The following is a 10,796-nucleotide window of genomic DNA, read 5'->3' on the forward strand; positions in this document are numbered from 1 at the left end:
TTCTCCTTGTGTTGAGGACGAGATGGAGGGGACGGGTCAGCCCCGTCCCCTCCGATACTGCACTTCGTTACTGGTTGTGGCGTTACTGGTTCTTCAGCTGCTCGACGACCTGGTCGTACTGCGGAGCGTTCATGAAGTTGCCGACCGACACGTGCTGCGCGTTCGGGTTCTTCTGCTTCGCGCGGTCCGTCAGCTCCTCCTGCGTGATGATCAGGTCCTCGTCACCGGACAGGTTCGCGATCGCCTTGTTGGAGACCGTGACCCCTTCGATGCCCGCCTTCTTGATCTTGTTGCGCAGGACGCTGGCGCCCATGGCGCTCGAGCCCATGCCGGCGTCGCAGGCGAAGACCAGGTTCTGGACCTTCGTCGCCGTCGCCGTGCTCGCCGAGCCGACGCCGCCGAGGGAGGCCTCGGCCTCTTCCTCGTTGGCCGGGGAGTTGTTGCCGAGCAGGCCGGCGGTCGCCGAGTTGACGTCGCGGCCCTTGTTGGCCTGGAGCTTCGCCATGGCGGCGCTCATGTCACCGCCGCCGTTCGCCAGGTCGCGCTTGCGGCTGGCGAGGAGGAAGAAGGACGAGACCGCGAACGACACCGCGGCGGAGAGGATGACCGACAGGATCACGCCGAGGAAGCTGTTGCGCTCCGTGGCGCCGAGCACCGCGAAGATCGAGCCGGGCGACGCCGGGGCGACGAGGCCGGACTGGAACGCGACGTTCGTGGCGACACCCGTGGCACCACCGAGGATGACGGCGATGAACAGGATCGGCTTCTGCAGCACGTACGGGAAGTAGATCTCGTGGATGCCACCGAAGAACTGGATGATGATCGCGCCGGGTGCGGTCGAGCGGGCGATGCCGACACCGAAGAAGGTGAAGGCCAGCAGCAGACCGAGGCCGGGGCCGGGGTTCGCCTCGAGCAGGAACAGGATCGACTTGCCGGACTCGGCCACCTGCGCCGCGCCGAGCTGGTCGAGCACACCGTGGTTGATGGCGTTGTTCAGGAAGAAGACCTTCGCCGGCTCGATGATGACGCTGGCGAGCGGCAGGAGCGAGTGCTGCACGAGGAAGTCCACCGCGGAGCCGAGGCCCTCGGCGATGAGCTTGAACAGCGGCGCGAGCCAGAAGAAGCCGATCATCGCGAGGACGAAGCCCAGGATGCCGGCCGCGTAGTTGTTCACGAGCATCTCGAAGCCGGGCTTGATCTTGCCGTCCCAGATCCGGTCGATCTGCTTGATCAGGTAGGCACCGAGCGGGCCACAGATCATCGCGCCGAGGATCATCGTGGTGCCGGAGGCCCCGATGATGACACCCATGGTCATGATCGACCCGACCACGGCACCGCGGGTGTCGTAGATCATCCGGCCGCCCTGGATGGCGATCGCGAGCGGGATCAGGTAGGTCAGGATCGGGCCGACGAGGCCGGGGTTGGCGACACCGGCCGTCTCACCGAACCCGCCGAGGACGCCGACGGGCGTCCACCCGGTCTCGATGAAGAAGGCCGTGATGATGCCCCACGCGATGAAGATCGCGATGTTGGGCATGACCATGCCGGAGAGGAACGTGCCGAACTTCTGAACGGCGACGCGTGCGCCGCCCCGCGACTTCGCGGGTGCGTCGGGCGCTGCAACGGACGACGTTGTCATGTGCGGTGACTTTCTGTGTGGTGGAGCTGCTGCGTGGTGATGGGAGGGGTGGTGCTGGGGGTGGTGGCTCAGGCGGCGTGCGTCGCGGCCGCGGCAGCGGACTTCGCGGCCGCCGCCGTGCTCGCGGCGAGTGCCGCCGTCGCCATCTCGCGGGCCTGTTCGAGCGTGTAGCGACCGAGTTCGGCGCGCACGTCGGCCAGGGCCGCGGGGGTCATGGAGAGGGTGGTGGCGCCGAGACCGACCAGGACGACGGCGAGCAGCGGGTCGGCTGCTGCCTCACCGCAGATCCCGACGGCCTTGCCGGCGGTCGCCCCCGCGGCGCCGAGCTGCGCGACGAGGCGCAGGACGGCGGGGTGCCACGGGTCCTGGTAGGACGCGACCGTGCCGAGCATGCGGTCGGCAGCCATCGTGTACTGGGTCAGGTCGTTCGTGCCGATCGACACGAAGTCGGCGTTCTGGAACACCTGCTCGGCCATCAGCGCGAGCGACGGCACCTCGGCCATGACACCGGCGGTGCGGATGCCGAGTTCGCGGGCCAGGGTGACGAAGTACTCGGTCTCCTCGGCGTCGGCGACCATCGGGGCCATGACCCACAGGTCGGCCTCGGTCGCGGCGTCGGCCTGCGCGAGCGCGGTGAGCTGGTCGCGCAGGACCTCGGGGTGGTTCCGCAGGGCACGCAGGCCGCGGCGTCCGAGGGCCGGGTTCTCCTCGTCCTTGTCGGTGAGGAACGGCAGGGGCTTGTCGGCGCCGGCGTCGAGCGCGCGCACGACCACCTTCTTGCCGGGGAACGCCGCGAGGAGCTGGCGGTACGACTCGGTCTGCTCGTCGACCGTGGGGGCCTTCGGCGAGTCGAGGAAGAGGAACTCGGTGCGGAAGAGCCCCACGCCCTCCGCACCGAGAGCAACGGCGCCGGCGGCGTCGGCGGGGCTGCCGAGGTTCGCGAGCAGGGGCACGACGTGGCCGTCGGCGAGGGCACCGGCGGTGAGCGGCGCCGCTGCGGCGGCGAGACGCTCGGCGATGCGGCGCTCGACGTCCGCGACCAGTGCGGCGTCGGGGTCGGTCACGACCGTGCCTGCGATGGCGTCCACGACGACGGACTGGCCGTCGGCCAGGTCATCGGCACCGGTCACACCGACGATGGCGGTGATGCCCTTGGCACGGGCGAGGATCGCGGTGTGCGAGGTCGGGCCGCCGTCACGGGTGACGAGCGCCAGGACCTTCTCGAGGTCGAGCAGCGCGGTGTCCGCCGGGGCGAGGTCACGGGCGACGAGGACGAAGGGGGTGTCCGACTCGGGGACACCGGGGGCGTGCACGCCGCGGAGCTTGGCGATGATGCGCTGCGCGACGTCGTCGAGGTCGGCCGCGCGCTCCCCCATGTAGCCGCCCATCCCGACGAGCAGGTCGCGGAACTGGGCGAACGCCTCGTACACGGCGCGCTCCGCGTTGGTGCCGCCGTCGATGCGGGTGTGCACGTCGTCGAGGAGCGTCGGGTCCTGCGCCATGAGCGCCTGGGCCTCGAGCACGGCCTGGGCGTCGCCACCGGCGAGCTGTCCGCGCTTGTTGAGGTCGTCCGCCACGGCGGCCAGTGCGTCGTGCACCGCCTGCTTCGCGTCGTCGGCCGAACCCACCAGGGCGTCCTTCGACGGTTCGCCGAGCGGGTCGGCCATCCGGAGCACGGGGCCGTGGGCAACGCCACGGCCGACGCCGGTGCCGAGCAGTTCGGACATTCGAGACTCCTTCATCTCACACGCGCTTGCGGTGGGGTGGATCGTTCGGTGCACACGACACGGGAACAGACCACGCCCGTGCGGCTGAGCAGCACACTACCCCGCATCGCGTTGACAAACAAACACATCCGGGGATAAAAATGCAGAAACAGATGCCCGTTTGCGTCTGGCGGATCGAACGCAGGGGACGACATCGCGGATGCCGTGCCCGAGCGTGTCCGTTCCGTTCCGACCCGAGACGACGAGGTCCGATGTACGCACCAGAACGCCACCAGCGCATCGTCGAGCAGGCGCGCGCGCAGGGCCGGGTGGACGTCAAGGACCTGGCCGAGTTGCTCGCCGTCACGCCCGAGACCATCCGCCGCGACCTGACGAGCCTCGAGCGCCGCGGCCTCGTCCGTCGCGCGCACGGCGGCGCGATCCCCGTCGAGCGGATCACCCTGCACCCCGGTGTCGGCGACCGCGGCGGCATCAACCAGACCGAGAAGATGGTCATCGCCGAGGCCGCCCTGGCGGAACTGCCCGAGAACGGCTCGATCATGATCGACGCCGGCACCTCGACCATCTGCCTGGCCGAGCTGCTGCCGACCGACCGCGGGCTGACCGTGGTCACGCACTCGCTCCCCGTCGCCACCGCCGTCGCGAACCGCCCGGGCATCGACCTGCACCTGCTCGGCGGCAACATCCGCAGCGACTCCCTGGCCGGCGTCGGCACCTGGACGCACCAGCTCATCGGCATGGTCAGCGTCGACGTCGCCTTCATCAGCATCAACGGCATCACACCGGAGCGCGGCCTGACGACCCACAACATGGCCGAGGCCGCCGTGAAGAGCGCGATGATCAAGTCCGCACGACGGAGCATCCTGCTCGCCGACCACACCAAGTTCGGCCGCGAGGAGTTCGGTCGCGTCGCCCCGCTCGCCGCGATCGACACGATCATCACCGACCCCGCCGTCAACCTCGACCTGGTCCGCGAGGTCGAGGCCGCCGGCACCGAGGTCTTCTGGCCCGGCCGACCCTGACCGCGCCCCGTTCCCGCCCACCCAGCGCTCGCTAGCATGAGCCAACCACCCATCGACAGGAGTACATCGATGTCCGAAGCCACCCGCACCGTGACCGTCGCCAGCGCATCCGGCCTGCACGCTCGCCCCGCATCCCTCTTCGTCCAGACCGTGACGGCGTCGGGGCACCAGGTCACGATCGCCAAGGGCGACAAGTCCGGGAACGCCGGCAGCATCCTCGCCCTGCTCGGGCTCGGCATCGAGAACGGCGACGAGGTCACCCTCACCGTGTCGGGCGACGACGCCGAGACCACGGCGGACAGCCTGGTCGAGTTCCTGAAGACGGACCACGACGCGGCCTGATCGCGCAGGTCGCGTCCTGCACGCGACGACAGAGCGGACGGGAGGCACGGTGCCAGCTGGCACCGTGCCTCCCCTGCGTCCGTGGGGGCGTCCAGGGCTGTCGGCGCCCGCCGATAAGGTGTTCTGCATGACACGCCTGCGCCTCGCATCCGTCAACGTGAACGGCGTCCGCGCCGCCTTCCGCAAGGGCATGGGCGACTGGCTCGCCACCCGTGACGTCGACGTCCTGGCCCTGCAGGAGGTGCGCGCGTCGAGCGACGACCTGCCGGCGCTGCTCGGCGACGAGTGGGACATCGTGCACGACCCGGCGACCGCGAAGGGCCGGGCCGGCGTCGCGATCGCCTCACGCCACTCGGCCCAGATCCACCGCGTCGCGCTCGGCCCGGACGACTTCGACTCCGCTGGCCGCTGGCTCGAGGCCGACTACGAGATCGGCGGGACGACCGTCACGGTGGTCTCCACGTACGTGCACTCGGGCGAGGTCGACACCCCCAAGCAGGACGAGAAGTGGAAGTTCCTCGACGCGATGACCGAACGGCTGCCGAAGCTCCGCGAGCACAACCCGCTCGCGGTCGTCGTCGGTGACCTCAACGTCGGGCACGACGAGCGCGACATCAGGAACTGGAAGGGCAACGTCAAGCGAGCCGGCTTCCTGCCGCGCGAGCGCGCCTACTTCTCGCGGTTCTTCGGCGCCGACGGCGAACCGGTCGAGGGTGCCGACGGCTCCACGGGCCCCGGGCTCGGTTGGGTCGACGTGGGCCGCGCCCAGGCCGGCGACGTCGACGGCCCGTACACGTGGTGGTCGTGGCGCGGTCAGGCGTTCGACAACGACACCGGCTGGCGCATCGACTACCAGATGGCGACGCCCGACCTGGCCGCCAAGGTCACGGAGTACACGGTGGACCGCGCCGCGGCGTACGACCAGCGATGGTCCGACCACGCCCCCGTGGTCGTCGACTACGAACTCTGACCCCTCCTCTCTCGCTTCACCTGACGCACCGGAGCACCACCATGACCAAGACCCGCATCTTCTCGGGCATCCAGCCGTCCGCCGGATCGCTGCACCTCGGCAACTACGTCGGGGCGCTCATGCAGTGGAGGACCCTGCTCGACGACCACGACGCGATCTACTGCGTCGTCGACATGCACGCGATCACCTCGCCCCAGGACCCCGCCGAGCTCCGCGCGAACACCCGGGCCACCGCTGCGCAGTACATCGCGTCGGGCATCGACCCGTCCAGGGCGACGCTGTTCGTGCAGTCGCACGTGCCCGCGCACGCCGAGCTCGCGTGGGTGCTGAACACGCTGACGGGCTTCGGCGAGGCGAGCCGGATGACCCAGTTCAAGGACAAGTCGTCACGCCAGGGCGCCGAGGCCGCGTCGGTCGGGCTCTTCACGTACCCGATCCTGATGGCCGCGGACATCCTGCTGTACGACACCAGGGTCGTGCCGGTGGGCGACGACCAGCGACAGCACGTCGAGCTGACGCGCGACCTGGCCGGACGCTTCAACTCGCGGTTCGGTGACACGTTCGTCACGCCCGAGGCACGGATCCTGACCGAGACCGCGCGCATCTACGACCTGCAGGACCCGACCAGCAAGATGAGCAAGTCCGCAGCGTCGGACAACGGCCTCATCCGACTGCTCGACGACCCGAAGCGCACCGCGAAGAAGATCAAGTCGGCCGTCACCGACGCCGAGCGCGAGATCCGGGCCGACCGCCAGGCCAAGCCCGGTGTGACGAACCTGCTGTCGATCCTGTCGGCGTTCACCGGCACCTCGATCGCCGCGCTCGAGGAATCGTTCGCCGGCAAGGGCTACGGCGACCTGAAGGGCGAGGTCGCCGACGCCGTCGTGGCCGAGCTCGAACCGGTCCGCGCCCGGACGCTCGAACTGCTCGACGACCCGGCGGAGCTCGACCGGCTGCTCGCCGTCGGCGCCGACCGCGCCGAGTCGATCGCGCAGGAGACCCTGGCCCGCGTCTACGACCGCATCGGGTTCGTCCCGCGGTCGCGCGGCTGACCGTGCAGCCCGTCACGCTCGAGTCGGCGCGGGTCCGGCTCGACCTGCCCACCCGTGCCGACACCGCGGCGATCACCGAGGCCTGCCAGGACCCGGAGATCGTCCGGTGGACCACGGTCCCGACGCCGTACCGCGAGCAGGACGCCCGGACCTTCGTCGACGCCCTGGTCGGACCGGGGTGGGCCTCGGACCGCGAGTACACGTGGGCGATCCGACCGGCCGGTTCGACGTGGCTCGCGGGCATCATCAGCTACCGCACCGCCGGTCGTGACCTCGGGTTCTGGCTCGCACCGTCCGCGCGCGGTGCCGGCCTCATGCACGACGCCGTCCGGCTCGTCGTCGACCGGGCGTTCGAGCAGGGTGCGCCGGACGTCTACTGGGAGTGCTACGAGGGCAACACGGCCTCGGCGGCGGTCGCCCGTGCGGCCGGGTTCTCGTACACCGGCCTCGGCGCAGCCCGGGTGCCCGACCGGGACGGCGGCCCGACCACGGCCTGGACCGCACTGCGACGCGCCGACGGCACTCCCGCCTCCGAGCTCCCCTGGCCCAGCGCCTGAACGCGCTCACAACCGTGGTGACGTGTCACCCAACCACCGCCGGTAGGCTCGGCCCGTGAGCGACACGGCACGACCCACCGAGGTCCGGGCGATGCGCCGCGGGCTCGAACTCGCGGCCCTCGGGCCCGTCGTCGGCGACCACGCCCGCGTCGGCGCCGTGATCCTCTCCCCCACCGGCGAGGTCCTCGCCGAGGGGTGGCACAAGGGCGCCGGCACCCCGCACGCCGAGGTCGACGCGATGGCCAAGGTCGACCCGGCACTGCTGCGCGGCGCGACCGCGGTCGTGACCCTCGAACCCTGCAACCACGTCGGTCGGACCGGGCCGTGCGCCGTGGCACTGCTCGACGCCGGGATCACCCGGGTCGTGTACGCGATCGACGACCCCGGAGCCGACGTGCACGGCGGCGCCGACCGACTCCGCGCCGCCGGGGTCCAGGTCGTCTCCGGCGTCCTGGCCGACCAGGCCGAGGCGTTCCTCGAACGGTGGCTGCTCTCGGTCCGACTCGGCCGACCGTGGGTCACCGTGAAGTGGGCGTCCAGCCTGGACGGGCGCGCCGCCGCTGCCGACGGCACGAGCAAGTGGATCACCGGCGCCGCCGCACGGCAGCACGTCCACGAACAGCGTGCCGCCCATGACGCGATCCTCGTCGGCACCGGCACCGTCCTGGCCGACGACCCGAGCCTGACCGCCCGCGGGGACGCCGGCGAACTGCTCGCCGACCAGCCGCTCGCCGTGGTGCTCGGTGACCGCCCGGTGCCGGCCGACGCCGCGGTCCGTCGGCACCCGCGCGGGCTCGTCACCCTGCCCGGACACGACCTGGCCGCCTCACTCGGTGCCCTGCGCGGGCACGGCGTGCACTCGGTGTTCGTCGAGGGTGGTCCCACGGTCGCCTCGGCGCTCATCGCCGCCGGACTCGTCGACGAGTACCTGGTGTACCTCGCCCCGGTGCTGCTCGGCGGACCCCGTGTCGCCCTCGACGACCTGGGGGTGGGAAGCATCTCAGATCGTCGGCGGTTGGACGTACTATCGACCACCAGCCTCGGCCCCGACCTGCTGGTCCGAGCCCGACCGCACCGTCCGCAGCACCAGCAGCAGCAGCAGCACGACGCGACACCCGGGCTCGGGAACGACGGGCCCACGAACGACCGGAGCACCCCATGACCGATGCGCTGACCTCCCCCACGCCGGGGAGCCCGGTCAAGTTCGAGGTGTCCACGAACGTGCCGACCACCCACGGCACCTTCCAGATGCGCGCCTACCGCGACCTCGTGACGAGCGCCGAGCACGTCGCGATCATCGGCACCCTGCCGGACGGCTCGATGCCCACCGACGGGGCACTCGTCCGGGTGCACTCCGAGTGCCTGACCGGTGAGGCCTTCGGGTCGCTGAAGTGCGAGTGCGGCCCCCAGCTCGACGCCGCGCTCGACACGATCGCAGCCGAGGGCGGCGTGGTCGTCTACCTGCGCGGGCAAGAGGGCCGCGGCATCGGCCTCATCAACAAGCTCAAGGCCTACCGCCTGCAAGAGGACGGTCTCGACACCCTCGACGCCAACCTCGCGCTCGGCCTGCCCGCCGACTCCCGCGCCTACGGCGGCGCGGCGGGCATCCTCGCCGACCTCGGCATCACCCGCGTCCGGCTGCTGTCGAACAACCCGGAGAAGCGCCGCCAGCTCGAGGAGCACGGCATCACCGTCGACTCCCTCGTGCCGCTGGTCGTCGGCGTCTCGGCGCAGAACGCCGGGTACCTCGACACCAAGCGCGACCGGATGGGCCACCAGCTGCCCGAGCACCTCGAAGCGGGGGCCGGCGCGGGCGCCTGAGCGCGCGCAGGCGACGGACGCTGCGGCCAGCTGACTCTGGGCTGATTCGCAGGCAGACGACATCTGTCGTATGATCGGGCTTCCGTCACAAGCGGTCCCCCCTCAGCCGAACGCACCCGATCGGTGCCCGCGCCACCCCGCGCGAACCGATCGGTGTCCGCCGTTTCGGATCCTCGTGCTCCCCGTCGGGAGCACGCAGCACGGAAGACCCCGCCCTGTCATGACCGCCGCCCCGGCACCCGCAACCCCCACCTCCGCTCCGGCGCCCGCCGGCAACCCGCGCTCCCGCGTCGTCATCGCGAGCCTCGTCGGCACGTCGATCGAGTTCTACGACTTCTACGTCTACGCGACCGCCGCGGTGCTCGTCTTCCCGACGCTGTTCTTCCCGAACGAGGACCCGACGGCCTCGCAGCTGTCGTCCTTCGTCACGTTCGCCCTGGCGTTCTTCGCCCGACCGGTCGGGTCGATCATCTTCGGGCACTTCGGCGACCGGATCGGCCGCAAGACCACCCTCGTCGCGTCGCTGCTCGTGATGGGCACCGCCACGTTCCTGATCGGCTGCCTGCCGACGTTCGACACCATCGGGGTCTGGGCCCCGATCCTGCTCGCCGTGATGCGCTTCGCCCAGGGCGTCGGGCTCGGCGGCGAGTGGTCAGGCGCGGCCCTGCTCGCGACCGAGAACGCGCCGAAGGGCAAGCGCGGCGTGTTCGGCTCGATGCCGCAGCTCGGTGCCCCGATCGGCTTCCTGCTCGCCAACGGCCTGTTCATCGCCATCAACGCGGCGATGCCCGCCGGCGCCGACGGCACCCCGAACGCCGACTTCCAGGCGTGGGGCTGGCGCATCCCGTTCCTGCTGTCCGCCGTGCTCGTCATCATCGGCCTCTACGTGCGCTTCAAGCTCGTCGAGTCGCCGGTGTTCCGCGGTGTGCAGGAGTCCGGCACGGTCGCGAAGGTCCCGCTCGGCCGGGTGTTCCGCACCTCGTGGCGGGCCGTCATCGTCGGCACCTTCGGCATGGTCGCCACGTACGTGCTCTTCTACTTCATGACGACGTTCACCCTGTCGTACGGCACGACCGGCGCCGAGGCGAGCGCACTCGTCCCGAAGGTCGGCCTCGGGTACACCCGTGGCGAGTTCCTGACGCTGCTCATGATCGGCGTCGTCTTCTTCGGCATCTTCACCCCGATCGCGGGGCTGCTCGCCGACAGGTTCGGTCGCCGGAAGACCCTCATCCCGACCACGATCGGCATCGCGCTGTTCGGCCTGACGTTCCAGTTCTGGTTCGCGGCGTCGAGTGGGCCGATCACCGTGGTGACGTTCCTCATCGTCGGGCTCTCGCTGATGGGGCTGACCTTCGGTCCGATGGGTGCACTGCTGCCCGAGCTGTTCCCGACGAACGTCCGGTACACCGGCTCGGCCATCGCGTACAACGTCGCGTCGATCCTCGGTGCGTCGCTCGCCCCGACCATCGCGTTGGCGCTCTGGAAGCCGGACGGCAACATCTTCCTGGTCGGCCTGTACCTGACGATCGCCGCGGTCGTGACGCTGGTCGCGCTGCTCTTCGTGCGCGAGACGAAGTCGAAGGACATCGCCGACGCCTGATCGGCGACCACCCGCGGGACGGGAGGCCCGGTGCCAGCTGGCACCGGGCCTCCCGTCCGTCATGTG

The 10,796-nt window shown here is 70.7% G+C and carries 9 protein-coding genes and 1 pseudogene; 8 read left to right on the plus strand and 2 right to left on the minus strand.

Annotated features, from left to right (window positions below; translation table 11 throughout):
- Window positions 1-82 precede the first annotated feature (82 nt).
- Together DEJ35_RS10545 and ptsP are read right to left on the minus strand one after the other, a co-directional pair.
- Window positions 83-1,639, minus strand: a complete 1,557-nt coding sequence (locus tag DEJ35_RS10545) for a PTS mannitol transporter subunit IICB (RefSeq protein ID WP_071406396.1) — start codon at window positions 1,637-1,639, stop codon at window positions 83-85.
- 68 nt (window positions 1,640-1,707) lie between these two features.
- The gene (gene ptsP / locus DEJ35_RS10550; protein ID WP_111192694.1) at window positions 1,708-3,366 is read right to left on the minus strand and encodes a phosphoenolpyruvate--protein phosphotransferase; all 1,659 of its coding nucleotides are present in this window, start codon (window positions 3,364-3,366) and stop codon (window positions 1,708-1,710) included.
- 251 nt (window positions 3,367-3,617) lie between these two features.
- Between ptsP and DEJ35_RS10555 the strand changes: the two genes are divergently transcribed.
- The 8 genes and pseudogenes from DEJ35_RS10555 (at window position 3,618) to DEJ35_RS10590 (ending at window position 10,730) form a co-directional block, all read left to right on the plus strand.
- Complete coding sequence (locus DEJ35_RS10555; RefSeq protein WP_027466423.1) at window positions 3,618-4,388, plus strand: DeoR/GlpR family DNA-binding transcription regulator; 771 nt, start codon at window positions 3,618-3,620, stop codon at window positions 4,386-4,388.
- A 69-nt stretch (window positions 4,389-4,457) separates the two neighbouring features.
- Window positions 4,458-4,730, plus strand: coding sequence for an HPr family phosphocarrier protein (locus tag DEJ35_RS10560; protein ID WP_022905912.1), 273 nt, complete (start codon window positions 4,458-4,460; stop codon window positions 4,728-4,730).
- A 127-nt stretch (window positions 4,731-4,857) separates the two neighbouring features.
- On the plus strand, window positions 4,858-5,700 hold the full coding sequence (locus tag DEJ35_RS10565) for an exodeoxyribonuclease III (protein ID WP_111123576.1): 843 nt from the start codon (window positions 4,858-4,860) through the stop codon (window positions 5,698-5,700).
- A 41-nt stretch (window positions 5,701-5,741) separates the two neighbouring features.
- Complete coding sequence (gene trpS, locus DEJ35_RS10570; RefSeq protein ID WP_111192695.1) at window positions 5,742-6,752, plus strand: tryptophan--tRNA ligase; 1,011 nt, start codon at window positions 5,742-5,744, stop codon at window positions 6,750-6,752.
- A gap of 2 nt (window positions 6,753-6,754) precedes the next feature.
- On the plus strand, window positions 6,755-7,309 hold the full coding sequence (locus tag DEJ35_RS10575) for a GNAT family N-acetyltransferase (RefSeq protein ID WP_181435566.1): 555 nt from the start codon (window positions 6,755-6,757) through the stop codon (window positions 7,307-7,309).
- 55 nt (window positions 7,310-7,364) lie between these two features.
- Complete coding sequence (ribD, locus tag DEJ35_RS10580; RefSeq protein WP_111123573.1) at window positions 7,365-8,471, plus strand: bifunctional diaminohydroxyphosphoribosylaminopyrimidine deaminase/5-amino-6-(5-phosphoribosylamino)uracil reductase RibD; 1,107 nt, start codon at window positions 7,365-7,367, stop codon at window positions 8,469-8,471.
- 29 nt (window positions 8,472-8,500) lie between these two features.
- Window positions 8,501-9,130, plus strand: a pseudogene (gene ribA / locus DEJ35_RS10585) (GTP cyclohydrolase II); the annotation flags it as partial.
- A 220-nt stretch (window positions 9,131-9,350) separates the two neighbouring features.
- Complete coding sequence (locus tag DEJ35_RS10590; RefSeq protein ID WP_111090346.1) at window positions 9,351-10,730, plus strand: MFS transporter; 1,380 nt, start codon at window positions 9,351-9,353, stop codon at window positions 10,728-10,730.
- The last annotated feature ends 66 nt before the right edge of the window (window positions 10,731-10,796 follow it).

Source organism: Curtobacterium sp. MCPF17_051, from assembly GCF_003234595.1.
GTDB lineage: Bacteria > Actinomycetota > Actinomycetes > Actinomycetales > Microbacteriaceae > Curtobacterium > Curtobacterium flaccumfaciens.

Bases quoted from the DNA above. Each gene is read 5' to 3' on its own strand.
- trpS (WP_111192695.1), top strand. From the start codon at position 5,742: ATGACCAAGACCCGCATCTTCTCGGGCATCCAGCCGTCCGCCGGATCG.
- DEJ35_RS10565 (WP_111123576.1), top strand. From the start codon at position 4,858: ATGACACGCCTGCGCCTCGCATCCGTCAACGTGAACGGCGTCCGCGCC.
- DEJ35_RS10560 (WP_022905912.1), top strand. From the start codon at position 4,458: ATGTCCGAAGCCACCCGCACCGTGACCGTCGCCAGCGCATCCGGCCTG.
- DEJ35_RS10545 (WP_071406396.1), bottom strand. From the start codon at position 1,639: ATGACAACGTCGTCCGTTGCAGCGCCCGACGCACCCGCGAAGTCGCGG.
- DEJ35_RS10590 (WP_111090346.1), top strand. From the start codon at position 9,351: ATGACCGCCGCCCCGGCACCCGCAACCCCCACCTCCGCTCCGGCGCCC.
- ptsP (WP_111192694.1), bottom strand. From the start codon at position 3,366: ATGTCCGAACTGCTCGGCACCGGCGTCGGCCGTGGCGTTGCCCACGGC.
- DEJ35_RS10555 (WP_027466423.1), top strand. From the start codon at position 3,618: ATGTACGCACCAGAACGCCACCAGCGCATCGTCGAGCAGGCGCGCGCG.